Genomic DNA, 26,031 nt, shown 5'->3' on the forward strand with positions numbered 1-26,031 from the left:
CCCCGCACACCACCGAAGGGACACACCCATGTCGACCAGCACCCAGATCCAGCTCATCGCCCGCCCGGTGGGATGGCCCACGCCCGACAACTTCCGGACCGTCTCCGTCGACCTACCCGACCTCGCCCCCAACCAGGTACGGGTGGCCAACGAATTCCTCTCCGTCGACCCGTACATGCGGGGCCGGATGAACGACGTGAAGTCCTACATTCCGCCGTTCGCGCTGGGCGAGACCATGACCGGTGGCGCGGTGGGCCGGATCGTCGAATCCACATCACCCGCCCACCCCGTCGGCGCCGTCGTCGTGCACGACCTCGGCTGGCGCGACGTCGCACAGGGTGACGCCACGGGTTTCCGTGTCGTGGAGGACATTCCGGGAGTGCCGATCTCCGCGTACCTCGGCATCCTCGGGCTCACCGGACTGACCGCGTACGTCGGGCTGATGCACATCGCCCACCTGAAGCCGGGCGAGTCCGTCTTCATCTCCGGTGCCGCCGGCGCCGTGGGCACCGCCGCCGGACAGATCGCCCGGCTCGAAGGGGCCTCCCGGATCATCGGTTCCGCGGGCACCGCCGAGAAGGTGGCACTGCTCACCGACCGCTACGGCTACAGTGCGGCGTTCGACTACAAGCAGGCGCCCGTGCGGGAACAGTTGCGGGAGATCGCCGGCGACGGCATCGACGTGTACTTCGACAACGTCGGCGGCGACCACCTCGAGGCAGCCCTCGACGTGATGCGCAACGGCGGCCGGGCCGCGCTGTGCGGGGCCATCTCCGCCTACAACGCGACCGAGCGCACCCCCGGCCCCGACAACATGGCCAACATCATCGTCCGGGGCCTGACACTGCAGGGCTTCACCCTCGGCAACTACACCCACTTCTTCCCCGAGTTCGCCGCCAAGATGGGCCCCTGGCTGGCGGCCGGCGACGTGGTGTTCGACGAGACCGTCGTCGACGGCATCGACAACTCGGTCGACGCCTTCCTCCAACTCATGCACGGCGCCAACGTCGGGAAGATGCTCGTGAAGATCTGACGCCGAGTTCGGCCTGAGTGCCCATTCCTTCGGGCTCGACGCGGCTTCCCGCCCGCTCGGCCCGGGAGTGGGCGCTCAGGCCGATCCGTGCCGTTCACCGACCGTTCGACACCGCCCGGCGCTCGCCGATTCCCATCGGCACCGCGGGGCGCGCCGAACGACCACCGGTCGAATACTGTGTTGTGTGCATCACAGATGCGTGGTCAGTTACCGAGAGGACACGAATCGATGAGCTCAGCCGAGCACGCAGCAGGCGCGTACGCCGAAGCCTTCCGCGCCAGTGTGGAGCAGCCGGAGAAGTTCTGGCTCACCGCCGCCGAGGCCGTCGAGTGGGACGCCGTACCGACCCGTGCCCTCGACGACACCGACGCGCCCTCCTACCGCTGGTTCCCCGACGGCACCCTCAACACGTGTTTCAACGCGCTCGACCGGCACGTGCGCGACGGCCGGGGCGACCAGGCCGCGCTGATCTGGGACTCGGCGATGGTCCCGGCGCAGCGCACGTACACGTACGCCGAACTGCTGGCGGAGGTCGCCCGGTTCGCGGGTGTGCTGTCCGAGCAGGGTGTGGTCGCCGGCGACCGCGTCGTGATCTACATGCCGATGATCCCCGAGGCCGCGATCGCGATGCTCGCATGCGCGCGGATCGGTGCCGTGCACTCGGTGGTGTTCGGCGGCTTCGCGGCCAAGGAGCTCGCCACCCGCATCGACGACGCCCAGCCCGTCGTGCTGGTCACCGCGTCCGGCGGTCTCGAGCCCGGCCGGACCATCGAGTACCTGCCGATGGTCGATCAGGCGCTGGGCATGTCGGCGCACCCGCCGCACACCGTCATCGTCAAGAACCGGGAAACCATTCCCGGGTCGGCCGCCGACTACCGCGACCGCGGAGCCGCCTGGTTCGACTGGGACGAATTGACCTCGGACGCAAGCGATGCCGACCCGGTTTCCGTCGCGGCCACCGATCCGCTGTACATCCTGTACACCTCCGGCACCACAGGAAAGCCCAAGGGCGTCGTCCGCGACAACGGTGGTCACGCCGTCGCGCTCACGTGGTCGATGCGCAACATCTACGACATCGGCCCCGGCCAGGTCATGTGGACCGCGTCCGACGTCGGCTGGGTCGTGGGGCACTCCTACATCGTGTACGCGCCACTGCTCGCGGGTGCGACGACGGTGATGTACGAGGGCAAGCCGGTGGGCACCCCGGACGCCGGTGCATTCTGGCGAATCATCCAGGAGCACAACGTCTCCGCACTGTTCACTGCGCCGACGGCGATCCGCGCCATCCGCAAGGCCGACCCGGAGGCGACCGAACTCGCCAAGTACGACATCTCGTCGATGACGACGCTGTTCGCAGCCGGTGAGCGCCTCGACCCCGACACGTACGTGTGGGCCACCGAGAAGCTCGGCGTCCCGGTGATCGACCATTGGTGGCAGACCGAGACCGGCTGGGCGATCTGCGCGAACATGCGTGGGCTGGAACCGATGCCGATCAAGGCCGGCTCCCCCACCGTCCCGGTCCCCGGCTACCGGGTGGGCATCGTCGACGGCGAGGGCACCCCGGTCGAGGCCGGCACCGAGGGCAACATCGTGATCGCGTTGCCGCTGCCTCCCGGTACCCTGGCCGGGCTGTGGCGCGACGAGGATCGCTACGTGAAGTCGTACCTGTCGACGTTCGACGGCTACTACCTCACCGGCGACTCCGGCTACATCGACGAGGACGGCTACGTCTTCGTCCTCGGCCGCAGTGACGACGTCATCAATGTTGCCGGGCACCGCCTTTCGACGGGCAGCATGGAGGCCGTGGTCGCGGCGCACCCGGCGGTCGCCGAGTGCGCGGTGATCGGTATCCACGACGAACTCAAGGGCCAGCGCCCCAGCGGCTACGTGGTCCTCAAGGCAGGTGCCGAGATGGACGAGGAGGTGCTGCGCAAGGAACTGGTCGCGATGGTGCGCGAGCAGATCGGCGCCGTCGCCACCTTCCGCGACGTCACCGTCGTGCAGGCGCTGCCCAAGACCCGCTCCGGCAAGATCCTGCGCAAGACGATGCGTCAGATCGCCGACAACGTCGAGTACACGGTCCCGTCGACCATCGAGGATCCGTCGGTGATCGAGGACCTCGAGAAGCTGCTACGCGGCTGACACCCACCCACAGGAAAGGCTCCGCACCACACGGTGCGGAGCCTTTTCTCATTTCGGCCAAATAGGATTATTCGAACCAAATCAACCAAACGACATATAAGTTAAAGAACCCAAACCTGCAGGTCAGGACCAGTGCGAGGGTTGACGATCACGGTATGATCACGGTATATTCACGAACAGGGTTTCACCCGACCCTCGATTCCGACGCCACCGATTCGCATTTGCCCGAGGGGGAGAATTGTCCGCAATCGCCACGCCGTCCGTCCACGCCATCCTGCGCGATCTCGTCGCGAACAGCCCGCGCCGCCACTTCCTGCACGATCCCGAGGGCGTCGAGTTGTCGAACCAGGCCGCCCTCATCCGTGAGTTCGTCACCACGGTCCAGGCATGCCTGGAACACGACCTGAACGCGCTCCGCGAATCGGAGCGCAAGGAGCGGTCCACCGACCCCGAGTGGGCCGCCGGACCGGGCCTGCGCCTCGTCGCGGCGATCGCCCAGTACGACGAGATCCTGAACACGCTGCTCGACGCCGTCGTCCCCCTCGAGGCCGGACGCGCGACGACGGTGTGGACACTGCTCGGGTCCGCAGCGGACCGACTGCGCATCCTGGCCGCGCTGGAATCGCCCGCGGGCGACCGGGTCGCGGGGCAACTCGCGGCCGCATCGGCACGCGCGCGCGGCCGACTCGCCGCCGCGGCAGCGTCCGACAACCTCGACCTCGACCTCCCGGCCGCGTTCGTCTCCGCGGATCCCGCCGCGACGGAACCCGACAGGATTCCGCTGCCCGCGCCGCACGAGCCCGTGGCCGCGCTGATCGACCTCGTCGGTCTCGGCGCCGCCACCGCACGCGACGGCGGACCGTTGAACGTGGACGCGCTGCTGGCCTCGCCGCACCCGACCGACTACCAGCACCTGGCCACCGTCGGCGGCTACCAGTTCCACCTGGTGCTCGAGATCGTGCGCGAGTCCACGGACGCGCTGTGCTCGGTGGCCGACCTGCTGACCCACGAGTCGGTGTGGAGCGAGTGGGCCGCCGACGTGCGGGCGGCCGTCGAGTACGCGTGGGCGTGCATCTGACGGCCCGGCCGGCCCGGCCGCGCTAGCGGTGGGCCGGTTCCGGGTCGACCAGGACGCAGCGTGCGCCCGAGAAGATCGTCGGCATGCACTTGTTGCAGTGGATGCACAGGGACCGGGTGCCCGACTCCGCCTGAATGCGGTTGACCAGGTCCGGCTCCCGCAGCAGGGCGCGCGCCATCGCGACGAACTCGAACCCCTCCGCCATCGCCTGATCCATGCCGGCGCGGTCGGTGACGCCGCCGAGGAGCACCAGCGGCATCGTCACCGCAGCCCGGATCTGGCGTGCCTGCTCGAGCATGAACAATGGCTCGTACGGGTACGCCTTGATGAAGGCCTTCCCCACCATCTGCACACCCAGCTTGACCGGTTGCGGCATCGCGTTCGCGAAGTCACGGACCGGGGCGTCGCCCTTGAACAGGTACATCGGGTTGAGCAGCGAACTGCCCATCGTCAACTCGAGTGCGTCGAGACTGCCGTCGGCCTCGAGCCACCGGGCGACCTGGATCGCCTCGTCCACCCAGAAGCCGCCTGGCACGCCGTCGTCCATGTTGAGCTTGGCGAGGATCGCGATCCGGTCGCCGACGGCCTCACGGACGGCCCGCGCCGTCTCGCGCACGATCCGCGCCCGGTTCTCGAGCGATCCGCCGTAGTTGTCCTTGCGGCGGTTCAGCTTGGGGCTCAGGAACGAACTCGCGAAGTAGTTGTGCCCGAAGTGGATCTCGACGGCGTCGAATCCGCCCTCGATCGCGGTCCGGGCCGCGTCGGCGTGGGCCTGGGTGATCCGGGCGATGTCGGCGGGTGTCGCCGCATCGATCGGCTTCATGCTGAGCGGGCTGAACAGCTTCGACGGTGCCAGCGCACGAAGTCCGTTGGACTTCTCGTTCGCGACCGGACCGGCATGCCCGATCTGCGCGGACGCCGCGGCGCCCTCCGCGTGGATCGCGTCGGTCAACCGGCGCAGTCCCGGGACCACCTCCGGACGCATCCACAGCTGCCCACGCTCGGTGCGCCCCTCCGGTTGCACGGCGCAGTACGCGACGGTGGTCATGCCGACACCGCCCGCTGCGGGCCGCCGGTGGAAGTCGATCAACTCGTCGGTGACCAGCGATTTCGGCGTCCGCCCCTCGAACGTCGCGGACTTGATGATGCGATTGCGCAGCGTGACCGGGCCGAGCTTGACCGGCGCGAACACATCGGGGGGAGTGATCTGGGACACCGCGGAACCTTCCGTCGAGGGACGCGCCGAGGCTATACCGATGCCAGCGGTCTCGAAAGTGGGGGTGTCCAACCAGTGGGATGCCCCTGGGTTCGTCAGCGCAACTCGCCGTACCGCGCCAGCGCCTCGCGCCGTTCCTCGGCGTGGTCGACGACCGGGCCGGGGTAGCCATCCGGCCGGCCGGCCTTCAGCGCGTGCACCGCCTTGCCGTCGACGCCCCGCAGTTCCGGCACCCACCGCCGCACGTAGTCACCGGTCGGATCGAACTTCTCGCCCTGACTGATCGGGTTGAACACCCGGAAGTACGGGGCCGCATCGGTGCCGGATCCGGCGGTCCACTGCCAGCCGTGCTGGTTCGACGCGAGGTCGCCGTCCACCAGCCGATCCATGAAGTACCGCGCCCCACGCCACCACGGCAGGTGCAGATCCTTGACCAGGAACGACGCGACGATCATCCGCACCCGGTTGTGCATCCACCCCTCGGCCGCCAACTGGCGCATCCCGGCGTCGACGATCGGGAAACCGGTGCGGCCCGCGCACCACGCCGCGAACAGGGCGTCGGCCTCCGCGCCGGTGTCGTGGCGGATCGCGTCGAACTTGCCGTCGTAGTTGCCTCGCGCACTGTCGGGGCGCTGGAACAGGATGTCCGCGTAGAAGTCCCGCCACGCCAACTGCCGCCGATACTGCTCGGCGCCGTGACTGCGCCGGCGGGCCAGGTCCGCGAGCATGGTGCGCGGGTGGATGTTGCCGAACTTGACGTACACCGACATCCGACTCGTGGTGTCGAGGTCCGGGCGGTCGCGTTCGTCGTCGTAGCGGATCAGGTCGTCGTCGCAGAACTCGCGCCACCGGGCCATCGCCGCGAGCTCGCCGGCCGCGAGCCCCGGCCCCGACGGCGCCGGTATCGCGACACGCCCGCGCAGCCCGTCGACGTCGTCGGGATCGGTCCACACGGCGGTGTCCGCGCCGGTCGACGCAGGCGCGCGCCAGCCGTGGTCGAGCCACCGCTTGAACCACGGCGTGAAGACCTTGTAGGGGCTCCCGTCGTCCTTGGTCACCCGGCCGGGCGCGATCGCGTACGGCGATCCCGTGGCCACCAGCCCGACCTGCTCGGCGACCGCAGCGTCCCGCTCCCGGCCGTACGGCCCGTAGTCCGCGCTGACGTGCACCTCTTGCGCACCAACTGCTTTCGCGACGCGTGGAATCACCTCGGCGGGATCGCCGCGCATCACCAATAGGCGTCCGCCCATCTGCTCGTCGAGCGCGGTGAGGCTGCGGTACAGGAAGTCCCGGCGGGGACCGCCGGACGGGCCGAGCAACCGGTCGTCGAGCACGAACACCCCCAGTGGCCGCTCCCCCGCCGCCGTCAGCGTCGGTAGGTCCGCCAGGCGCAGATCGCGCCGAAACCACACGAGCGATTCGGTCACGTCGTCCTCTCCGTCGGTGATGCGTGCGTGCACCCCACGGTAGTTCAGCGGTCGCGAACCGAATCCGGCTCCGAGGACCTGGCGGCCACGCCCTCGGACCCAGCCGCAGCTTCGGCCTCCGACTCGGCCTCGGCCCGGCGCCGACGCACCACCCGCACCGCCACCACCGCGAACAGCGCCAGCACGACCGCCAGCAGGATGCCGGTGTCGGACACCGTCCGGGCCCACTCGCTCAGCGTCACCTGAAGCGAGAACTGCTCGTCGACGCCCATCACGGACCCGAGGTTCGCGGTGCCGTCGGTGACGAGAAAGAGGATCCCGAGCGCCACGAACAGCAGTCCGGACACCAGCGACGTGGTGTGCGTGCGCACCGGCCCGAGCGTGATCGGCCGGCCCCGCAACCACGGACGCCGCCCCAGGTCGAAGCGGTCCCACAGCAACGCCAGCACGAACAGCGGGACGGTCATCCCCAGCGCGTAGACCGCCATCAGCAGACCGCCGTAGCCGGCGCCGCCCCCGGCCACCGCGATCGTGAGGACGCTGCCGAGCAGGGGGCCCGAGCAGAACCCGGCGAAGCCGTACACCGCGCCGAGTGCGAGCACCGACACGGTTCCGGAGATGCGGACCGACCCGGCCGCGCGTTGCGCGGGCGCGAACGCGAATCCCCGACCGAACACCGTCATGACGCCGAGCACTACCAACACCAGGCCGCTGACCGTCGTGACCGTCTCGCGGTGCCGGGTCAGCAACGATCCCATCGCCCCCAGACCGGCGCCGAGCGGTACCAGCACCGCCGCCAGGCCGACGTAGAACACCGCGGTCCGGGCGGCGAGGCGTCCGACACCGTCGAAGGCGTACGCGAAGAAGGACGGCAGCAGCAACGCCGAGCAGGGACTGACCAGCGCGAGCAGGCCGCCCAGCAGCGCACCGAGCAGTCCGATGTCGGTCACGGCAACTGCCCACCGGTCTTCTCGATCAACTGCTCGAAGACCGACAGCGGTTGGGCGCCGAGCACCGGATACCCGTTGACGATGAACGACGGAGTGCTGGCCACCCCGATCATGTTGGCCTCCAGGACGTCCGAGCCGATCTCACGGTCCAGCGAGGTGTCCGCGGCGTCACCCACGAAGCGGTCCAGGTCGGGTACACCCGCCTGTTCCGCGAATCCGCGGAGAGCGGCCTGGTCGAAGGTCGGGTGTCCGCGATCGGGTGCGGCGGCGTAGAGCGCCGAGTTGAACTCCCAGAACCGGCCCTGCGCGGCGGCGGCTCGGCCGGCGCGGGCGGCGATCATCGACTCCTCGCCGAAGATCGGCAGGTCACGCCATTCGATCCGCAGTTTTCCCGCCTCGACGTACTTGTCGACGAGCGCGGGTTCGGTGTCCCGGCTGAACTTCGCGCAGAACGGGCAGCGGTAGTCCGAGTACACGACCAGCACCACCGGGGCGTCGACCGGTCCGCGAGCCAGCGGATCGCCGTCCACCCGGCGCGACAGGTCGCCGACCGGCCCGATTCCGGTCGCGAGGTCGTCCTCGGCGGCGGCCACCGGCGCCGACGCCTCGTCCGAGTCGCGTACCCGATCGACCACGAGGAATCCCACCAGCAGCAGCGCGACGACGCCGAGGACCCCGAGCAGCCACACGTCCCGCCTGATCCCGAGCAGCTTGCTCCGCGACGCCATCCGTCCTCCGTCCGTTCGCCCACATCTCACCCATGACTACTGTCGGGGATACTACATGCAACTACTATCTTGCTTAGTAGTTCAGGGCGTCCGCCGACGAAGGGATACCGAGCACCGTGGCCGAAACTTCCAGCAGCGGAATCCATTTGCTACGAGCACTCGCAGCCGGTGCGGTGACCCTGTTCGTGGTGGGTGTACCGACCGACATCATCGACACCCCGTTCTTCGGGCGCGAGGTGCCGGTGCGCTGGTGGGAGTACCCGGTGCTCGCCGCCACCGTCGTGCTGACCGCCCTGTGGTTCGGGATCCGGCCCGGCGCCCGGCAGACCCGTCCGACCGGCGCGATGGCCGGCGTGATGCTCGCGGTGTTCGCCGTCGGCTGCCCGGTCTGCAACAAGATCGTCCTGCTCGCGATCGGCACCAGCGGCGCCCTGGGGTTCTGGGCACCGCTGCAACCGGTGCTCGCGGTGGTCTCGCTCGCCGTGCTGACGGTGGCCGTGGTGCTGCGCCGCCGTCAGAGCCTGTGCGGGCCGGACTGCGCCGTCCCCGCCGAGCGGCCCGAAACGGTTCAGGCCCCGAGCATCGCGCAGTAGGCCGCGAACGCCGCGACGACGCCGGAGAACACCGTCAGCACCGGCAGCGCCGACAGGGTGAGCGCGAGCGGATAGTGCAGCGCCTGCGCGCCCCGACGCGACGCGCGCGATCCCGACAGCCACACCACCCGGTCCTCGACGAAACCCGCGGCCGACATCGCCGCCGGCCGGGCATCCCGCGCCTCACCGGGCCAACTCTCCAGCGCGGCGCACACCGCCCCCGAACCGCACGACGCGGCGGCGTGCCGGTCCGCCGACAATTCCACCAGCACCCGGATCCACGTCGCCCCCACCCGCGCCAGTGGGAGCACCGGGACGGCGGCGTGCAACGCGCCGGCCCACGCCACCAGCAGGTGGTGACGCCCGGTCAGGTGGGCGCGCTCGTGAGCGAGGACCGCCGCCCGGGCCGACGGTTCGAGTGCGATCGCACCCGATCCGAGCACGATCGCCGGGGTGCGGCCGCCGATGCTGTACGCGGCGCCGCCGTGCCCGGCGAGGTGAAAGACGTCGCCGCCGTCGGCCCCGGTGGGACGCCCCACCAGGCGCAGCACCGACGCGTGCTCCGCGGTGACCCGGCGATGACGGAGCAGCGCCCGTGAGACGACCACGACGATCCGTCCGAGCACGAGCAGGCCGACGGCCCAGAACGTCGCCTCGACCGCGGAAAACCAAGGGACGGTACCGTTCCGGCGCAGGGAGTTGACGCACGACAGCGTCGACGCCGGCAGCAGGTGCCACCGGTCCCCCGGCCTCATCCACAGGACGAGCGGCACGGCCGCCACCACCGCGACGAACAGCACCTGCGACGACAGCCAGGCCGCGAGGGCCACCCGTGGGTGCCGGTGGGGTGCGGCGAGCAGGGAGAGCCAGCGCGGCGCCGCGAACCCGAGGACCGCCGCGGCCACGGCCAGACCGACCGCGGCGATCATCCGGCATCACCCGGTCGGCGCGTCTGCGTTCGGCGGGCGGCGCGACGGAGGATCCTCGACTCGTCCTCCGATGCGGAGTTCGCGAAGTGCAACATGACCTGTTCGGCGTCGCCGCTGGACCGGAGCACCTGCCGAACCAGATCGGCGGCGGTCTCCTCCCTGCTGCGCGCGGCGCGGTACCGATAGGCCCGTCCGATCCGCTCCCGCGACACCATGCCCTTGGTGTGCAGGTTGTCGAGCACCGTCATCACGGTGGTGTACGCGAGCGGACGCGGCGACCGCAGTCGATCCATCACGTCCCGTACCCGCACCGCTTCGTCCACGCTCCACAACACGTCCATCACGGCGGTCTCGAGCTCACCGAGTCCGATCACGCGTCCACCCCGGCGATCAGCAGGGCGGTCGTCAATTCGATGTGCCGGCGCAGTTCGTGGACTGCGCGGTCGGCGTCCCGGTCGACGGCGGCCGCGGCGATCCGGTCGTGCTCGGCGCCGACGTCGCGCCGGCCGGACTCCGCGCCGCGGACACTCCAGCAGCGGTACACCTCCGAGACGTCGCGCAGCGATTCGGCGATGCGGACCAGTCGGCCGTTGGGGCAGGCCCGCAGGAGTGTGCCGTGGAAGTTGCCGTGCGCGGACAGCCACGCCTCGGTGACGCGGCCGTCCGCGTCGACGGCCGGCGTCCGCGCCAGGGTGTGCCGTGCCGCGAGCACCGCCGACTCCCACTCGATGTCGCCGTGCGCGATCGACTGCCGCAGCGCCTCGGATTCGATGAACACGCGGGTCTCGGTGAGCTCCGACAGGTCCGGGACGGACACCGGCACCACCCGGAAGCCGAGTTGCGCCTCGGAGACCGCGAGCCCCTGTTCGACGAGCCGGGGCAGGACTTCCCGCAGGACACCGGTGCTCACGCCGTAGCGTTCCTGCAACCGGCCGAACGCGAGCTTCTCCCCCGGTGCGAGTGCCCCGCCGAGGATGTCGGCCCGCAGCCGCGCGTGGATCTCGTCAGCGCGGGTTCCGCTCTCTCGTGCCATGCCGCAAGTACAGGGTGATGCGGATCGCCAGTCAAGTTTCGAAATTATATTGCCTTTCCGACACTTCTCGGATGTACTGGTCGTCACCCACCACCGACAGGACGTGACGACCGTGCGCATCGCCAACCTCTCCGGACGAGCAGTTCTCACCGACGGGCATCGAGCAGTCGACGTCCACACCGCCAGCGCGGGACGCTTCGGACCCGACCTGCCCGGCGTCTACGCCGAGTGGCCGGCCTTCACCGCGTGGGCGGCCGCCGCGAATCCCACCTCCGGCGCGGATCCCACCTCCGGCGACGGATTCGACGTCCGCGACCTCGGCGCCCCTTCACCCGCGCCGAGTCAGGTGTTCGCGATCGGGCTCAACTACCGCGACCACGCGGCGGAGACGGGACTCGACGCACCCGACGCACCGCCCACCTTCACCAAGTTCGCGAGTTGTCTCACCGGACCCGAGACGGATCTGCGCCTGCCCACCGACACCGTCGACTGGGAGGTGGAACTCGTCGCCGTCATCGGCCGCGAGGCAACCGCCGTGACGGCCGCCGACGCGTGGAAGCATGTCGCCGGACTCACTGTCGGACAGGACTTCTCGGAACGGACCTCCCAGATGGCGGGTCCCGCACCGCAGTTCTCGCTGGCCAAGTCGCACCCCGGTTTCGGGCCGACCGGACCGTGGCTGGTCACCCCGGACGAGTTCGCCGACCCGGACGACCTCGCCATCGAGTGCGCGATCGACGGCGAGACGGTCCAGTCGGGCCGCACGTCGCAGATGATGTTCCCGGTCGCCGACCTGATCGCACACCTGTCCGCGGTGTGCACGCTGCGTCCCGGTGACATCGTGTTCACCGGCACACCGGCCGGTGTGGGGGTGGGGCGCAGTCCGCAGCGGTTCCTGGCCCCCGGCAACGTCGTCACCACTCGGATCGAGGGCATCGGCGCCCTGGTGCAGCGCTGCGTCGCCGGCTGACCGGTGCCCCCGCGTCGGGCCGGGCGGCTCCGCCGAACTGGTGAACAGGATTCACAATGAACTAACGTCACATCCCGTGACAGAGACGCCCGCCCGCCACGACGCGATCGACCGCGCGTTCGTCCTGGCCGATCACCTGTCGGCATCGATGGAGGACGGCGCGCGGCAGTTCGGGCTGACCACCGCGCGCACGCGAGCGCTCTTCTGCATCTACGAGCACCCCCCTATGACGCAGCGCGACCTCGCGACTGCGCTGCGGTGCAGCACCCGCCAGGTGACGGCACTGGTCGATGCCCTCGAGAGCTCCGGCCACCTGACCCGCGAACCGCACCCGAGCGATCGACGCGCCCACATCGTCACGCTCACCGGTGAGGGACGCGCCGTGGCCGAACGCATCCGCGAACTGCGCCGCCTCACCGCGGAAGCGCTGCTCGAGGGCATTCCCGCGCACGACCTCGACGCCTTCGTGTCCGTGGCCGACATCTTCATCCGCCGCGCCGCGACGCCACACCCGGCAGCCCCGCTTCCGGGCCCCGGTTCCGCGCGACCGGGCACAATGCTCACGTGAGCACCCCCGCAACAGTCCTGGTCGTGGACGACGACCCGGACGTTCTCGCCTCGCTCGAGCGTGGGCTGCGGTTGTCCGGGTTCACCGTCCTCACCGCCGCCGACGGCGCGATCGCGCTGCGCGTGATCGCCGACGTCGAACCCGACGCCCTGGTGCTCGACATGAACATGCCGGTCCTCGACGGCACCGGCGTGGTCACCGCGCTGCGCGGCATGGGCAACGACATCCCCATCTGCGTCCTCAGCGCCCGCAGTTCGGTCGACGAGCGCATCGCCGGCCTCGAATCCGGCGCCGACGACTATCTCGTCAAGCCGTTCGTCCTGGCCGAACTCGTGGCCCGGATCCGCGCGATGCTGCGGCGCCGTTCGACGGCCGTCGGCCCCGTCACCGAGCCACCGTTGACCGTCGGCCCGCTGTCGATCGACCTCGCCGGCCGTCGAGTATGGCTCGGCGACAACGAGATTCCGTTGACCAAACGCGAATTCGAACTGCTGGAGGTGTTGGCCCGCAACGCCGGGGTGGTGCTCGGCCGGGAGCGGCTCCTGGACCTGGTGTGGGGCTACGACTTCGTCGCCGACACCAACGTGGTCGACGTCTTCGTCGGCTACCTGCGGCGCAAGCTCGAGGCCGACGGCACACCGCGACTGCTGCACACGGTGCGCGGCGTGGGATTCGTTCTCCGGGAACCGGCGTGAGTCGCGCGCATTCACTGCGCGCGCGCGTCGCGATGGCGACGGCACTGGGCGCCGTCATCATCGTCTCCGCCGTCGGCGTCTTCCTCGCGCTCGCGATCGCCCGGAACAATCTGCAGCAACTGGATCGGCGGCTCGAGACCGCGTCCCGGGTGCTGGTCGTCAATGCGCCGGCCGCCGCACCGTTCCTCAACATCCTCGGCGACGGCGGCGCATTCTCCGTCACCATCCGGGTGGGCGACAAGGTCGTCTCCAGCACGTCGAGCCGTCTTCCCGTGCTCGAACCGGGATCGCACACCGTCGACGTCGACGGCACCCCGTTCCGGGCCTTCACCGCACCGCTCGGCCCCGACTCCGCTGCGCTGCTGTCGGTGGCCGTCCCGCTCGCCGAGGCGAAGGACCCGACCACCGACCAGCAGCAGCAAGTCGTGCTCGTGAGCGTGCTCGCGATCGTCGCCGCGGGTGGACTCGGCTGGATCTTCGGCGGGCGGGCGGTGCGGCCCCTGGTCGAACTGACCCACCGGGTCAGTCGCCGCGACCGCAACCTCGCGACCGCCGCCTCCGGGGTCCGCGAGGCCGACGAACTCGCCGCCGCCGCCGGCGCAATGCTGCAGGACGTCACCGACGCGCAGTCCCGCACCGCCGCCGCCCTCGACACCGCACGCGACTTCGCCGCCGCCTCCGCGCACGAACTGCGGACCCCGCTCACCGCGATGCGGACCGACCTCGAGGTGCTCGACACCCTCGACCTGTCCGACGCCCAGCGCGCCGAGATCCTCGGCGACCTCATCCGCACGCAGGGGCGCGTCGAGGCCACCCTCACCGCACTCGAGCGGCTCGCGTCGGGCGAACTGTCCAGCGAGAAGGACCACGTCGACACGGATCTGACGGAGTTGTGCGACCTCGCCGCCGAGGACGCCCGACGTCAGCACCCCGGCGTCGCGGTGACCGTGGACGCACCCCCCGGGCTCGTACTGCGCGGGCTGCCGGCGGGGCTGCGGTTGGCACTCGACAACGCCATCGCCAACGCCGTCCGTCACGGTGGCGCGCGGCACGTGGCAATCCGCGCGACCCGCGGCGCGCCGGGCACCGTGACCGTCACCGTCGACGACGACGGCACCGGCCTTCCCGAGGAGGAACGAACCGAGGTGTTCGAACGCTTCCGTCGCGGCAGCGGCGCCGCGAAGGGCGGGTCCGGACTGGGTCTCGCGTTGATCGCTCAGCAGGCCCACCTCCACGGTGGCCGGGCACACTTCGAGGACAGCCCACTCGGTGGCGCGCGACTGGTGGTGTCCCTTGCGGGTTGACGGACGCGACATCCCGGTCGCCGGCAGTCTGCTGCAGCCGTTGGTCCGGCGCACCAGCGACATCCTGCGGGTGGTCGTCGCGGTGATCCTGCTCGGCGCGGTCATCGCCGGTTCGGTGATCACCCGCAGCGAGTGGGACGCGCTCGAGACGTCGGTGTCCGACATCGTCGGCATCCTGTCGCCGGGGGTCTCGGACACCGTCTACCTCCTGTACGGGGTGGCGATCCTCGCGCTGCCGTTCGCGATCCTCATCCAGCTGATCATCGGGCGCCGCTGGAAGCTGCTGGCCGGCTACGCCGCTGCGGGGCTGATCGCCGGCGTCGCCCTGTCCTTCACCGGAACTGGCCTGGCCGCGCCGCAGTGGCACCTCGACGTCTCGGACCGCGTCGACACGTTCCTGTCCCAGTTCCTCGACGACCCCCGCTGGATCGCGATGCTCGCGGCCGTCCTGACGGTGTCGGGACCGTGGCTGCCCAAGCGCTGGCGCCGCCTGTGGTGGGCGCTGCTGCTGGCGTTCGCGCCGATCCACCTGATCGTCAGTTCCATCGTCCCCGCCCGGTCGATGCTGGGGCTCGCGGTCGGCTACCTGGTGGGCGCCGTCATCGTCCTGGTGGTCGGCACACCGGCACTGGAGGTGCCGCTCGAGTCGGCCGTCGAGTCGCTGCAGCGGCTCGGTCACCGCATCACCGCGTTCCGGGTGATCTCACCGGCGGGCAGCGGCCCGCTGGTCCTCGGCGCCGCACGCGACGACGGGCAACCGGAACTGATCGTCGAACTGTACGGACAGAATCAGCGCAGCCGCGGCGCCATCCGTCAGGTGTCGCAGTGGCTGGCGTTGCGCAGCAGCGAGAGCGCGCCCGTGCACGCGTCGCTCGCGAGGGCCGTCGAGCATCGCGCCCTGATGTCGATCGCGGTCGCCGATGCGGATCTCGCGGCGACCAAACCGATCGCGGTGTCCGCCCTGGAGCGTGGCTGGAAGCTGTACGCGCATCCCGCCTCGCACGGCGTGCCCGTCGCGACGCTGGCGACCGATCACCCGCAACCCCGCGACGCCCTGCTCGCAATGACGTGGCGATCGCTCGGCGAGCTCCACACCCGCCAGATCACCCACGGGGACCTGAGGGCGAGCGAGATCCGAATCGACGACGGCCGGGCCCTGTTCGACGGGTTCTCGTATGCCGAACTCGGGCCGACCGAGGCGCAGATCCTCTCCGACACCGCGCAGCTGCTGCTGACCACGGCAGCATTGTTCGGCGTGGAACCGGCCGTCCGGGCCGCGCTGGAGGCGCAGGGCCGCGACCGGATCCTCGCCGCGTCCGGCCGGCTCACCAAGTCGGCGATGCCGTCGCGGCTGCGCAAACCCGTCCCCGACTCGGCGGCGATGCTGTCGGCGATCCGCGACGAGGTGGGTCGGCAGACCGACATCGAGAAGATCGCCCCCGAACAGGTCACCCGATTCACCCGGAACCAGATCATCCAGTTGGTGCTGCTGATCGGCCTGGTCTACGTCGCCTACCCGTTCATCAGCCAGGTGCCGACGTTCCTCACCGAACTACAGACGGCGAACTGGTGGTGGGCGCTGGGCGGGCTGGTGGTGTCGGCCCTCACCTATGTCGGGGCGGCGGCAGCACTGTGGGCGTGTGCCTCCGAACTGGTGCGCTACCGGCACCTGCTGATCATGCAGGTCGCGAACACGTTCGCCGCCACCACCACCCCGGCCGGCGTCGGCGGCCTCGCACTGAGCGTGCGTTTCCTGCAGAAGGGCGGTCTCGGCACGGTCCGGGCCACCGCGGCGGTGGCCCTGCAGCAGACGGTGCAGGTGGTCACCCACGTCGCACTGCTGATCTTCTTCAGTGTGGTGGCCGGCCGCGACGCCGACCTGTCGCACTTCGTCCCCCGGGGCACGACGCTGTATCTCATCGCGGGCATCGCCCTCGGCGCGGTCGGCACGTTCATGTTCATCCCGAAGGCGCGGCGCTGGCTCAACGACGAGGTCCGCCCCCAGCTCACCGAGGTATTGGGGTCGCTGGCGGAACTGGCCCGCAGCCCGGGCCGATTCCTGCTGATCGTGCTCGGCAGTGCGGGCACCACCCTCGGGGCCGCTCTCGCCCTGTGGGCCAGCGTCGAGGCGTTCGGCGGTGGCACCACGTTCGTCACCGTCACGATCGTCACGATGATCGGCGGCACCCTCGCGTCGGCCGCGCCGACGCCGGGCGGTGTCGGCGCGGTCGAGGCCGCGCTCATCGGTGGTCTCACCGCGTTCGGGCTGCCGGTGGGGATCGCGGTACCGTCCGTACTGTTGTACCGAGTCCTGACGTGTTGGCTGCCGGTCTTCTGTGGCTGGCCGACTCTGCGTTGGTTGCAGAAAAACGACATGGTCTGATGGTTTGTGTCCGATAATTCAGGAACGTCGGGGGAACTTTCGGGCAACCCGTAGCAAATCGTGACGTAGACCCGATAACGAAAGTGATATACACACGTCCAGAACCGTGGGGGCACAGCCACGCTCCCCGGCCGACCACCGAAGGCGAGTAAGTATGCGTGTTACCAAGAAGTCCCGCCGGCTCAAAGCGTTGATCGGCGCCACGACGGCGACGGTCGCCGCACTTCCCGTGTTCATGGGGGCAGGGGTGGCCACCGCCGCGGCGCCGACCGCGTCGGGCGCCGAAGCGACGAAGGTTGCGAAGGCTGCAGACGCCAACGGCGGCACCTACCTGGTGTCCGCAACCCAGGGCAACGGCAACAAGATGAAGCTGGTCGTCCGCTCGGAGTCGATGGGCCGGGACATCCCGCTCGACGTGATCCGTCCCGCGGACACGTCCAAGCCCGCCCCCACGCTGTACCTGCTCAACGGTGCCGGCGGCGGCGAGGATTCGGCGTCGTGGCAGAAGCAGGCCGACATCGGCACGTTCTTCGCCGGCAAGCAGGTCAACGTCGTCACCCCGATGATGGGCGCGTTCACCTACTACACCGACTGGCAGAAGCCGGACGAGGCCCTCCACGGCACCAACAAGTGGGAGACCTTCCTCACGCAGGAGCTGCCGCCGGTCATCGACTCGGCGCTCGGCACCACCGGTGTCAACACCCTGGCGGGCATCTCGACGTCGGGCACCTCGGTGTTCAACCTCGCGCTCAAGGATCCCCAGCTGTACAAGGCCGTCGGCGCCTACAGCGGCTGCGCGGACACCGCGACCCCGGTCGGCCAGACGTACATCCAGATCGTGATCGCGGCCCGTGGCGAGGCCGACGTCGAGAACATGTGGGGCCCGGTCGGTAGCCCGGACTGGATCGCTCACGATCCGATCATCAACATCGGCAAGCTCAAGGGCGGCCCCAAGCTGTACGTGTCCAACGCGTCCGGCCTGCCGGGTCCGCACGATCGCCTCGACAGCCAGGGCATCAACGGCAACGTCGGGACGCTGGCCAACCAGGTCATCGTCGGCGGCATCATCGAAGCGGCCACCAACGAGTGCACCCACCGCCTCGCTCGGGCAGTGAACGAGAACGGCATGCAGGATCAGGCCCGGTTCGACTTCAAGCCGGCCGGCACCCACTCGTGGGGCTACTGGCGTGACGATCTGAACAACTCCTGGCCGATGCTGGCCGACGCCATGGGCACCCCCCGGTAGTCACCTGCAGTAGCTTCACCACACTGCGACAGAAAGAGCGCCCCGGCTTCGGCCGGGGCGCTCTTTTCGCGTCTCGTCGTCACACACGTCCTGTGGAACGACTCAGGCCCCGCACCGATGATCGGTGCGGGGCCCTGAATGCGTAAGTGCTACGCGGCTACTGGGTGCCCAGCAGGTCGATGACGAACACCAGAGTCTTGCCCGACAGCTGGTGACCGCTACCGGCCGGACCGTACGCGAGCTCCGGCGGGACCGTGAGCTTGCGGCGGCCGCCGACCTTCATGCCGGGGATGCCTTCCTGCCAGCCCGGGATGAGCCGGTTCAGCGGGAACGCGACGGACTCCCCACGCAGGAACGACGAGTCGAACACCTCGTTGGAGTCGTACTCGACACCGTGGTAGTGGACGTCCACGACGCCGCCCGGCTGGGCCTCGGCACCGTCACCGATCTCGATGTCCTCGATGACCAGCTCGGCCGGGGCCGGGCCCTCGGAGGGCTCGATGACCGGCGGCTTCGGCGGGACGACGACATCGAGCAGGTCGATGACGAACACGAGCGTCTTGCCGGACAGCTGGTGACCGCCACCGGCCGGACCGTACGCAAGCTCCGGCGGGATGGTCAGCTGACGCCGACCGCCCACGCGCATGCCCGGGATGCCCTCCTGCCAGCCTGCGATGAGGCCCTGCAGCGGGAAGGTGATGGATTCGCCACGGCTCCACGAGGAGTCGAACTCCTCGCCGGACTCGAACTCGACGCCGAGGTAGTGGACCTCGACCTTGGCACCCGGGGTGGCCTCGGGGCCGTCACCGACGACAATGTCCTTGATGACGAGTTCGGTGGGCGCGGGGCCCTCCTGGAAATCGATCTCGGGCTTGGTGCTCATGGTGTGTCCGATCAGTTGTAGTCGGGCAGGACAGGTCAGCGAGCCGACAGGTCCACGTAGCCGCGCTCGGTGTAGCCGGTGTAGATCTGACGCGGGCGGCCGATCTTGGTGGCCGGATCCTCGTGCATCTCACGCCAGTGCGCGATCCAGCCGGGCAGCCGGCCCATCGCGAACAGCACCGTGAACATGCGCGTCGGGAAGCCCATCGCGCGGTAGATCAGGCCGGTGTAGAAGTCGACGTTCGGGTACAGCTTGCGCTCGATGAAGTACTCATCGGTGAGCGCGGCTTCCTCGAGAGCCTTCGCGATCTGGAGCAGTTCGTCGTCGCCGCCGAGCTTGGCCAGGATGGTGTCCGCAGACTTCTTGGCGATCGCCGCGCGCGGGTCGTAGTTGCGGTAGACGCGGTGCCCGAAGCCCATGAGCTTCACGCCGTCTTCCTTGTTCTTGACCTTGCGGACGAACTCCTTGACGTCGCCGCCGCTCGCCTTGATCTCGTCGAGCATCTCGAGCACGGCCTGGTTGGCGCCGCCGTGCAGCGGGCCCCACAGCGCGTTGATGCCGGCGGAGACAGACGTGAACAGGTTCGCGTCCGACGAGCCGACCATGCGCACCGTCGACGTCGAGCAGTTCTGCTCGTGGTCGGCGTGCAGGATCAGCAGCATGTCGAGGGCCTTGGCAACCTCGGGATCGACCTCGTACGGCTCGGCCGGGAAGCCGAAAGTCATCCTGAGGAAGTTCTCGACGAGACTCAGCGAGTTGTCCGGGTACAGGAACGGCTGACCGACGGACTTCTTGTAGGCGTAGGCCGCGATGGTCGGCATCTTCGCCAGCAGTCGCGTCGTCGACAGCTCGACCTGCTCCGGGTCGTCGGGGTCGAGCGAGTCCTGGTAGTACGCGGACAGCGCATTGACGGCGCTCGACAGCACCGGCATCGGGTGCGCGTTGCGCGGGAACCCGTCGAAGAACCGCTTGAGGTCCTCGTGCAGCAGCGTGTGTCGACGGATCTTGTCCGTGAACACCTCGAGCTGGGCTTCGGTGGGCAGCTCCCCGTAGATCAGCAGGTAGCTGACCTCGATGAACGTCGAGCGCTCCGCGAGCTCCTCGATGGGGTATCCGCGGTAGCGCAGAATGCCCTGTTCACCGTCGATGTAGGTGATGGCCGAACTGGTGGACGCGGTGTTCACGAAGCCCGGGTCGAGCGTCGTGTAACCCGTGTTGGCAAGGAGCTTGCCCAGCTCGATGCCGTCATTGCCTTCAGTCGCCTTGGCGATAGACATTGTGTGCTCGCCACCGGGGTAGCTGAGTGTGGGCTTGTTGTCATTCTCAGCGGGCACGGAAGGATCCCTCTCAAACTCAGACCAGTGAGTAACTTCGTAACATTCAAGTAGAAACTAGCCGCCCGTGAGGTCCGATGCCCACGGAGGGTCCGCCCCAGGCTTGGAAACTGTGATCTCGGCCGCACGTGCCGCGAAATCCAGGGCGTCCTGCCATTGTCCCCCGCCGAGGCCCCGGACCGAATCGGAATCCAGCGCCCGGTGCGCGTCGAGCCAGTGCAGCAGCGCACCGTGGACCGTGTCACCTGCACCGATGGTGTCCGCGACCGTCACCCGGCGACCGGGGACATCGACGTGGAGCCGACGTGTGCGCACGCTCAGTCCGTCGGGGCCGTGGGTGGTGACGACGGCGGACACGCCGCGATCGAGCCATTGCGCCGGCGTGGTGCCGTCCGGGCCCCGTCCCAACCATTGGACGTCGTCGTCGGAGACCTTGACGATGTCGATCGACGGCAGCAGCTCCGTGAAACGGCGGCGGTAGTCGGCGGGAAACACGTCCGGCCGCATGTTGGGGTCGACGATCGTGAGCCGTCCCGTGGCCCGGGAGCGGCGCAGCAGGTCGGCGTACACGCTCGCACCGGGTTCGAACACCAACGAGAGCGTGCCGAAGGACACCGCCGCCACCGACGCCGGCCACGGTCCGGGATCGGTGACGAGACGGTCGGCGGTGCCGGCCGCGTGGAACGTGTATCGGGCACCACCGTCGGGGCCGACGGCGGCCACCGCGAGCGTCGTCGGTTCGGGCCCGCGCTGCGTCGTCGAGACGTCGACGCCCGACGCGACCAGCGCCGCGACGAGCCGGTCCCCGAACGGGTCGGTGGACAGCCGGGAGCAGAAGGCCACGCGACTGCCGAGGCGGCCGAGTGCGGTCGCGACGTTGAAGGGGCCGCCGCCGAGGTGCGCCGCGAACGTGGTCTCCCCCGTCGGTACGAGGTCGACGAGGGCCTCCCCGCACACGACGATCCGCGGCTCAGACATGTTCGGGTCTGCCCGTTCGGCCGACGCGGTACCGGACGAACGCCGGGAACGCCAGCATCGAGACGACCACCCCGATCACCACCAGGACGCCGCCACCCGCGGAGGCGACGGCGGTGCCGAACAGGAACGCCGCGCCGCCGTGCAGCACGTCACCGATCCGCGGGCCGCCCGCGACGACGACGGTGAACACGCCCTGCAGTCGGCCGCGCATGTCGTCGGTGGCGACCTGCTGCAGCATCGTCGAGCGCAGTGCCGCGGAGATCATGTCGACGGCGCCGCCGAACGCCAGGAAGCCCAGCGCGAGCCACAACAGCACCGCGGAACTGCCCGGGGTGGCGATGCCGACGACGACGCCGAAGCCCACCATCGCCAGCCCCCACAGCACGATGCAGACGAGCACCGCGCGGCCCTGGTAGCGGATGCGCGGCAGCCAGCCGGAGAAGACGCCGCCGAGGACCGCGCCCGCCGACATCGCGGCGAACAGCAGTCCCAGGGCGAGGCCGCCGCCGCTCGGGTCGCCGAACGTGTCCTCGGCGATCTGCGGGAACAGTGCCCGCGGCATGCCGAACACCATCGCGATGATGTCGACGACGAACGACGCCAGCAGTACCTTCTGGGTCGCGAGGTACGCGAAGCCCTCCCCCAGCACCCGCAGGCCGACGCGCCGCGCCACTCCGGTCGGCGGCAGCGCGGGCAGTTTGATCACCGCCCACAGCGTCGCGAGCAGCGCGATCGAGTCCAGCAGGTAGATCAGCGCGAAACCCAGGTGCGGGATGAGCACGCCCGCGAGCAGGGGTCCGGCGATCGCACCGAACTGCATCACCGTCATGTTGAGCGAGTTCGCGGCGGGCAGGTCCTTCAACGGCAGCAGTCGCGGGATGATCGCGCTGCGGGTGGGCGAGTTCACCGCGAAGAACACCTGTTGCAGCGAGAACAGGCACAGCAGCAGCCACACGTTGTCCGCACCCGACGCGGCCTGCAGCCACAGCAGCACCGACGTGCCGATCAACCCGACGGTCGTGATGATGATCAGCTTGCGACGGTCCATGACGTCGGCGAGCGCGCCGCCCCACAGCCCGAAGATGACGAGCGGGACCAGCCCGAACAGTCCGGCCAGGCCGACGTACGCCGAGTTCTGCGTCATCGCGTAGATCTGCACCGGCACCGCGACGACGGTGAGCTGGCCGCCGATGACCGTGACGATGCCGCTGGTCCACAGCCTGCGGTAGTCGGGGTTACGCAGCGGTGTGGTGTCGGCGAGCAGTCCCCGCATCACGGCTGGAGGCGTTCGACGATCCACGCGCCGTCGACCAGACGGGTGCGGATCCGGTTGTGCATGCGGTTGGGGCGGCCCTGCCAGAACTCCACCGACTCCGGTCGGATCCGGAATCCGCCCCAGTGCGCCGGGACCGGGATGTCGGAGTCGACGCCGAAACGTTGACCGGCGGCGACGAGTTGGGCCTCGAGGTCCGCGCGTGTGCCGATCGGGCGGGACTGGTTCGACGCCCACGCCCCGAGCCGGGAACCGCGGGGGCGGCTGGCCCAGTACTCCGAAGTGACGTCCTCGCCGGTCTTCTCCACAGGGCCGCGGACGGTGATCTGCCGGGCCAGCGGAATCCACGTGAACGTCACCGACGCGTAGGGAGTCGCCGCGAGCTGACGGCCCTTGTCGGATTCGTAGTTGGTGAAGAACAGCACCCCGTCGGCGTCGAGACCCTTGCACAGCACCGTGCGCGTGCAGGGGTGCCCGTCGGCGTCGACGGTGCCGAGCACCATCGCGTTGGGTTCGGGCAGTGCGGCCTGGACGGCGTCCTCCACCCAGCGCCTCGCCAGCGCGGACCAACCGTCGTCGAGCCACGACGGCTCCAGGTCGGGGTCGACGACGGGGCGCTCCGGCCCGATCTCTCCGTAGCTCACCCGCATCGAGGAGAGGTCGGACTTCCGGGGACCCTCGCGTGGGGAATCTGGTGGCACAGCCTCAGACGGTACCCCCGGGTATGCGCTGACCAGGTGACCGGTGACACCGGCTAAAGTTTGGGTACCAGGCCCGGCGGCGCATCCCGCACCTGACAGTTACCGCAGTAGTCGAAGGCTGATTCGGTCGAAGGCAGTGCAACCCCTGAAGCGGGATGCACTCGGATGAGGAGAGTCCAGGAGCAATGGCACCAAGCGCTGTAGTACCCGAGGATTTCGTCAGCGGCCTGGAGGGCGTCGTCGCCTTCACCACCGACATCGCCGAACCCGACAAGGACGGCGGCGCGCTGCGCTACCGCGGTGTCGACATCGAGGATCTCGTCGGTAGCCGCGTCACGTTCGGCAATGTGTGGGCGCTGCTGGTCGACGGCAAGTTCGGCCCCGGCCTGCCCCCTGCCGAGCCGTTCCCGCTGCCCATCCACACCGGCGACGTCCGCGTCGACGTGCAGGCCGGTCTGGCGATGCTGGCACCCATCTGGGGTTATCAGCCGCTGCTCGACATCGACGACGAGACCGCCCGCGAGCAGGCCGCCCGCGCGTCCGTCATGGCGCTGTCCTACGTCGCACAGTCGGCGCGCGGCATCTACCAGCCCGCCGTCCCCCAGAAGCTGATCGACGAATGCCCCACCGTCACAGCACGTTTCATGACGCGATGGAAGGGCGATCCCGACCCCGCGCACATCGAGGCCATCGACGCCTACTGGGTGTCGGCCGCCGAGCACGGCATGAACGCCTCCACCTTCACCGCGCGCGTCATCGCGTCCACCGGCGCCGACGTCGCGGCCTCGCTGTCCGGCGCGATCGGTGCGATGTCCGGCCCGCTGCACGGCGGCGCCCCGGCCCGCGTGCTGCCGATGATCGAGGAGACCGAGTGCACCGGCGACGCCCGCGCACTGGTCAAGGGCATCCTCGACCGCAAGGAGAAGCTCATGGGCTTCGGGCACCGGGTGTACCGGGCCGAGGATCCCCGGGCCCGCGTGCTCCGCGCCACCGCCAAGCGCCTGAATGCGCCCCGCTTCGAGGCGGCCGCCGCCCTCGAGCAGGCCGCGCTCGCCGAACTGCGGGAGCGTCGCCCCGACCGCGCGATCGAGACCAATGTCGAGTTCTGGGCGGCGGTGATCCTCGACTTCGCCGAGGTGCCGGCGCACATGATGCCCGCGATGTTCACGTGCGGCCGCACCGCCGGCTGGTGCGCGCACATCATGGAGCAGAAGCGCCTGGGCAAGCTCGTCCGCCCGGCCGCGATCTACACGGGCCCGGAGCCCCGCACCCCCGACTCGGTCGAGGGCTGGGACCAGATCTCGCACAGCTAGACCAGTTGGACCGTCACCACAACCGAGAAGGACAACTCGCACCGATGAGCACACCGATCATCCCCGCCGACCTCAAGCCCGTAGACGGCCGCTTCGGTTGCGGACCGTCGAAGGTCCGCCCGGAACAGCTGCAGTCCCTGGTCGACGTCGGCGCCTCGGTGTTCGGCACCAGCCACCGGCAGAAGCCGGTCAAGGACGTCGTCGCCCGCGTCCGTTCGGGTCTGCGCGACCTGTTCGCGCTGCCCGAGGGCTACGAGGTCGTGCTCGGCAACGGCGGTTCCACCGCGTTCTGGGATGCGGCCGCATTCGGTCTGATCCGTGAGCGCTCGCAGCACTTCACGTACGGCGAGTTCTCGTCGAAGTTCGCGTCGGTCGCCAAGGGCAACCCGTTCATCGGTGATCCGATCGTCGTGTCGAGCGATCCGGGCACCGCGCCGGCGATCGTCGCCGACGGTTCCGTCGACCTCATCGGCTGGGCGCACAACGAGACCTCGACGGGTGTCGCCGTGCCGGTGACCCGCCCGGCGGGTTCGGAGAACGCGCTCATCGCGATCGACGCCACCTCGGGTGCCGGCGGTCTGCCGGTCAACGCCGCCGACGCCGACGTCTACTACTTCGCCCCGCAGAAGTGCTTCGCCGCCGACGGTGGCCTGTGGATCGCGCTGATGAGCCCGGCCGCACTCGAGCGTGTCGCCGAGATCAAGGCGTCGAACCGCTGGACCCCGGAGTTCCTGTCGCTGCCGATCGCGGTCGACAACTCCACCAAGGACCAGACGTACAACACCCCGGCGCTCGCGACGCTGCTGATGTTCGAGAACCAGATCGCATGGATGAATTCCAACGGCGGCCTGGACTGGACCACCGCGCGCACCAAGGATTCGTCGGACCGCCTGTACTCGTGGGCCGAGGCGTCCGAGTACGCGACGCCGTTCGTCGCCGATCCGGCCAACCGCTCGCAGGTTGTCGGCACCATCGACTTCGCCGACTCGGTCGATGCGGCTGCGGTCGCGAAGATCCTGCGCGCCAACGGCATCGTCGACACCGAGCCGTACCGCAAGCTGGGCCGCAACCAGCTGCGCATCGGCATGTTCCCGGCGATCGATCCCGAGGACATCACCCAGCTGACCAAGAGCATCGACTGGGTCGTCTCGCAGCTCGGCTGATCTCCGGCCGGATCCCGGCAACTTCCGCATTCGAGGGCGGGCGCGCGCAGGCGTGCCCGCCCTCGTTGCGTCTCCCCTCCCTCCCCCGCGC

24 protein-coding genes and 1 pseudogene are annotated in these 26,031 nt (G+C 69.6%); 12 read left to right on the plus strand and 13 right to left on the minus strand.

Annotation, left to right across the window (positions count from 1 at the left end):
* The first annotated feature begins 28 nt into the window (after positions 1 to 28).
* The 3 genes from IJ15_RS0113325 (at position 29) to IJ15_RS0113340 (ending at position 4,253) form a co-directional block, all read left to right on the plus strand.
* Entirely contained in the window at positions 29 to 1,033 is a 1,005-nt protein-coding gene (locus tag IJ15_RS0113325) for an NADP-dependent oxidoreductase (protein ID WP_031938839.1), read from the plus strand.
* Between the two features lie 228 nt (positions 1,034 to 1,261).
* Positions 1,262 to 3,175 carry a propionyl-CoA synthetase gene (locus IJ15_RS0113335; RefSeq protein ID WP_031938840.1) on the plus strand — a complete coding sequence of 638 codons (1,914 nt, stop codon included), beginning with the start codon at positions 1,262 to 1,264 and terminating at the stop codon, positions 3,173 to 3,175.
* 238 nt (positions 3,176 to 3,413) lie between these two features.
* On the plus strand, positions 3,414 to 4,253 hold the full coding sequence (locus IJ15_RS0113340) for a hypothetical protein (RefSeq protein WP_031938841.1): 840 nt from the start codon (positions 3,414 to 3,416) through the stop codon (positions 4,251 to 4,253).
* Positions 4,254 to 4,275: 22 nt separating this feature from the next.
* Here IJ15_RS0113340 and IJ15_RS0113345 read toward each other — a convergent pair whose 3' ends face one another.
* The 4 genes from IJ15_RS0113345 to IJ15_RS0113360 all read right to left on the minus strand — a co-directional run bounded on the left by IJ15_RS0113345 (position 4,276) and on the right by IJ15_RS0113360 (position 8,574).
* On the minus strand, positions 4,276 to 5,469 hold the full coding sequence (locus IJ15_RS0113345) for an NADH:flavin oxidoreductase (RefSeq protein WP_031938842.1): 1,194 nt from the start codon (positions 5,467 to 5,469) through the stop codon (positions 4,276 to 4,278).
* Between the two features lie 95 nt (positions 5,470 to 5,564).
* Positions 5,565 to 6,896 carry a cryptochrome/photolyase family protein gene (locus IJ15_RS0113350; RefSeq protein WP_031938843.1) on the minus strand — a complete coding sequence of 444 codons (1,332 nt, stop codon included), beginning with the start codon at positions 6,894 to 6,896 and terminating at the stop codon, positions 5,565 to 5,567.
* A 44-nt stretch (positions 6,897 to 6,940) separates the two neighbouring features.
* Positions 6,941 to 7,846, minus strand: a complete 906-nt coding sequence (locus IJ15_RS0113355; RefSeq protein ID WP_031938844.1) for a cytochrome c biogenesis CcdA family protein — start codon at positions 7,844 to 7,846, stop codon at positions 6,941 to 6,943.
* Complete coding sequence (locus IJ15_RS0113360; protein ID WP_031938845.1) at positions 7,843 to 8,574, minus strand: DsbA family protein; 732 nt, start codon at positions 8,572 to 8,574, stop codon at positions 7,843 to 7,845. The genes IJ15_RS0113355 and IJ15_RS0113360 overlap by 4 nt, the downstream gene beginning before the upstream one ends.
* Before the next feature lie 116 nt (positions 8,575 to 8,690).
* Between IJ15_RS0113360 and IJ15_RS0113365 the strand changes: the two genes are divergently transcribed.
* The gene (locus IJ15_RS0113365) at positions 8,691 to 9,167 is read left to right on the plus strand and encodes a hypothetical protein (protein ID WP_031938846.1); all 477 of its coding nucleotides are present in this window, start codon (positions 8,691 to 8,693) and stop codon (positions 9,165 to 9,167) included.
* On the opposite strand, the gene IJ15_RS0113370 is transcribed toward IJ15_RS0113365, so the two are convergent.
* From IJ15_RS0113370 to IJ15_RS0113380, 3 genes are read right to left on the minus strand one after another with little or no spacing between them, the layout of a single operon-like run.
* A complete protein-coding gene (locus IJ15_RS0113370; RefSeq protein WP_051918851.1) occupies positions 9,143 to 10,096 on the minus strand; it encodes a M56 family metallopeptidase in 954 nt (317 codons plus the stop codon). The two genes, IJ15_RS0113365 and IJ15_RS0113370, sit on opposite strands and share 25 nt — an antisense overlap.
* Positions 10,093 to 10,467: a BlaI/MecI/CopY family transcriptional regulator gene (locus tag IJ15_RS0113375; RefSeq protein ID WP_197059820.1), complete on the minus strand. Its 375-nt coding sequence runs from the start codon at positions 10,465 to 10,467 to the stop codon at positions 10,093 to 10,095. The genes IJ15_RS0113370 and IJ15_RS0113375 overlap by 4 nt, the downstream gene beginning before the upstream one ends.
* Complete coding sequence (locus IJ15_RS0113380; RefSeq protein WP_031938849.1) at positions 10,467 to 11,129, minus strand: GntR family transcriptional regulator; 663 nt, start codon at positions 11,127 to 11,129, stop codon at positions 10,467 to 10,469. Before IJ15_RS0113380 ends, IJ15_RS0113375 begins: the two co-directional genes overlap by 1 nt.
* A gap of 112 nt (positions 11,130 to 11,241) precedes the next feature.
* On the opposite strand from IJ15_RS0113380, the gene IJ15_RS0113385 reads away from it, so the two are divergent.
* The 6 genes from IJ15_RS0113385 to IJ15_RS0113410 all read left to right on the plus strand — a co-directional run bounded on the left by IJ15_RS0113385 (position 11,242) and on the right by IJ15_RS0113410 (position 18,295).
* Positions 11,242 to 12,099, plus strand: a complete 858-nt coding sequence (locus IJ15_RS0113385) for a fumarylacetoacetate hydrolase family protein (RefSeq protein ID WP_031938850.1) — start codon at positions 11,242 to 11,244, stop codon at positions 12,097 to 12,099.
* 76 nt (positions 12,100 to 12,175) lie between these two features.
* Positions 12,176 to 12,667 (plus strand): MarR family winged helix-turn-helix transcriptional regulator, encoded by a 492-nt coding sequence (locus IJ15_RS0113390; protein ID WP_081880725.1) that lies wholly within the window; start codon positions 12,176 to 12,178, stop codon positions 12,665 to 12,667.
* Positions 12,664 to 13,362 carry a response regulator transcription factor gene (locus IJ15_RS0113395; protein ID WP_031938852.1) on the plus strand — a complete coding sequence of 233 codons (699 nt, stop codon included), beginning with the start codon at positions 12,664 to 12,666 and terminating at the stop codon, positions 13,360 to 13,362. Before IJ15_RS0113390 ends, IJ15_RS0113395 begins: the two co-directional genes overlap by 4 nt.
* Positions 13,359 to 14,666 carry a sensor histidine kinase gene (locus IJ15_RS0113400; RefSeq protein WP_031938853.1) on the plus strand — a complete coding sequence of 436 codons (1,308 nt, stop codon included), beginning with the start codon at positions 13,359 to 13,361 and terminating at the stop codon, positions 14,664 to 14,666. Before IJ15_RS0113395 ends, IJ15_RS0113400 begins: the two co-directional genes overlap by 4 nt.
* The gene (locus tag IJ15_RS0113405; RefSeq protein ID WP_031938854.1) at positions 14,656 to 17,049 is read left to right on the plus strand and encodes a lysylphosphatidylglycerol synthase transmembrane domain-containing protein; all 2,394 of its coding nucleotides are present in this window, start codon (positions 14,656 to 14,658) and stop codon (positions 17,047 to 17,049) included. The genes IJ15_RS0113400 and IJ15_RS0113405 overlap by 11 nt, the downstream gene beginning before the upstream one ends.
* A gap of 154 nt (positions 17,050 to 17,203) precedes the next feature.
* Positions 17,204 to 18,295, plus strand: a complete 1,092-nt coding sequence (locus tag IJ15_RS0113410) for an alpha/beta hydrolase (RefSeq protein ID WP_031938855.1) — start codon at positions 17,204 to 17,206, stop codon at positions 18,293 to 18,295.
* 157 nt (positions 18,296 to 18,452) lie between these two features.
* Here the strand turns inward: IJ15_RS0113410 and IJ15_RS26700 are convergent, their stop codons facing one another.
* The 6 genes and pseudogenes from IJ15_RS26700 to pdxH form a co-directional block, all read right to left on the minus strand.
* Entirely contained in the window at positions 18,453 to 18,833 is a 381-nt protein-coding gene (locus IJ15_RS26700; protein ID WP_269321482.1) for an FKBP-type peptidyl-prolyl cis-trans isomerase, read from the minus strand.
* 6 nt (positions 18,834 to 18,839) lie between these two features.
* A pseudogene (locus IJ15_RS26705) lies at positions 18,840 to 19,178 on the minus strand (FKBP-type peptidyl-prolyl cis-trans isomerase); the annotation flags it as partial.
* Between the two features lie 35 nt (positions 19,179 to 19,213).
* Positions 19,214 to 20,512, minus strand: coding sequence for a citrate synthase (locus IJ15_RS0113420; RefSeq protein WP_031938857.1), 1,299 nt, complete (start codon positions 20,510 to 20,512; stop codon positions 19,214 to 19,216).
* 57 nt (positions 20,513 to 20,569) lie between these two features.
* On the minus strand, positions 20,570 to 21,490 hold the full coding sequence (locus IJ15_RS0113425; protein ID WP_031938858.1) for a carbohydrate kinase family protein: 921 nt from the start codon (positions 21,488 to 21,490) through the stop codon (positions 20,570 to 20,572).
* The gene (locus IJ15_RS0113430) at positions 21,483 to 22,763 is read right to left on the minus strand and encodes an MFS transporter (protein ID WP_031938859.1); all 1,281 of its coding nucleotides are present in this window, start codon (positions 22,761 to 22,763) and stop codon (positions 21,483 to 21,485) included. The genes IJ15_RS0113425 and IJ15_RS0113430 overlap by 8 nt, the downstream gene beginning before the upstream one ends.
* Positions 22,763 to 23,413, minus strand: a complete 651-nt coding sequence (gene pdxH / locus IJ15_RS0113435) for a pyridoxamine 5'-phosphate oxidase (RefSeq protein ID WP_031938860.1) — start codon at positions 23,411 to 23,413, stop codon at positions 22,763 to 22,765. Before pdxH ends, IJ15_RS0113430 begins: the two co-directional genes overlap by 1 nt.
* A 236-nt stretch (positions 23,414 to 23,649) precedes the next feature.
* Between pdxH and IJ15_RS0113440 the strand changes: the two genes are divergently transcribed.
* Both IJ15_RS0113440 and serC read left to right on the plus strand, forming a co-directional pair.
* Positions 23,650 to 24,777, plus strand: a complete 1,128-nt coding sequence (locus IJ15_RS0113440; RefSeq protein ID WP_031938861.1) for a citrate synthase 2 — start codon at positions 23,650 to 23,652, stop codon at positions 24,775 to 24,777.
* Positions 24,778 to 24,821: 44 nt separating this feature from the next.
* The gene (gene serC / locus IJ15_RS0113445) at positions 24,822 to 25,940 is read left to right on the plus strand and encodes a phosphoserine transaminase (protein WP_031938862.1); all 1,119 of its coding nucleotides are present in this window, start codon (positions 24,822 to 24,824) and stop codon (positions 25,938 to 25,940) included.
* Positions 25,941 to 26,031 lie beyond the last annotated feature (91 nt).

Origin of the sequence: Prescottella defluvii, from assembly GCF_000738775.1 — a bacterium.
Taxonomy (GTDB): Bacteria; Actinomycetota; Actinomycetes; order Mycobacteriales; family Mycobacteriaceae; genus Prescottella; species Prescottella defluvii.

Bases quoted from the DNA above. Each gene is read 5' to 3' on its own strand.
- IJ15_RS0113325 (WP_031938839.1), top strand. From the start codon at position 29: ATGTCGACCAGCACCCAGATCCAGCTCATCGCCCGCCCGGTGGGATGG.
- IJ15_RS0113335 (WP_031938840.1), top strand. From the start codon at position 1,262: ATGAGCTCAGCCGAGCACGCAGCAGGCGCGTACGCCGAAGCCTTCCGC.
- IJ15_RS0113360 (WP_031938845.1), bottom strand. From the start codon at position 8,574: ATGGCGTCGCGGAGCAAGCTGCTCGGGATCAGGCGGGACGTGTGGCTG.
- IJ15_RS0113370 (WP_051918851.1), bottom strand. From the start codon at position 10,096: ATGATCGCCGCGGTCGGTCTGGCCGTGGCCGCGGCGGTCCTCGGGTTC.
- IJ15_RS0113380 (WP_031938849.1), bottom strand. From the start codon at position 11,129: ATGGCACGAGAGAGCGGAACCCGCGCTGACGAGATCCACGCGCGGCTG.
- IJ15_RS0113410 (WP_031938855.1), top strand. From the start codon at position 17,204: ATGCGTGTTACCAAGAAGTCCCGCCGGCTCAAAGCGTTGATCGGCGCC.
- IJ15_RS0113425 (WP_031938858.1), bottom strand. From the start codon at position 21,490: ATGTCTGAGCCGCGGATCGTCGTGTGCGGGGAGGCCCTCGTCGACCTC.
- IJ15_RS0113430 (WP_031938859.1), bottom strand. From the start codon at position 22,763: ATGCGGGGACTGCTCGCCGACACCACACCGCTGCGTAACCCCGACTAC.
- pdxH (WP_031938860.1), bottom strand. From the start codon at position 23,413: ATGCGGGTGAGCTACGGAGAGATCGGGCCGGAGCGCCCCGTCGTCGAC.
- IJ15_RS0113440 (WP_031938861.1), top strand. From the start codon at position 23,650: ATGGCACCAAGCGCTGTAGTACCCGAGGATTTCGTCAGCGGCCTGGAG.
- serC (WP_031938862.1), top strand. From the start codon at position 24,822: ATGAGCACACCGATCATCCCCGCCGACCTCAAGCCCGTAGACGGCCGC.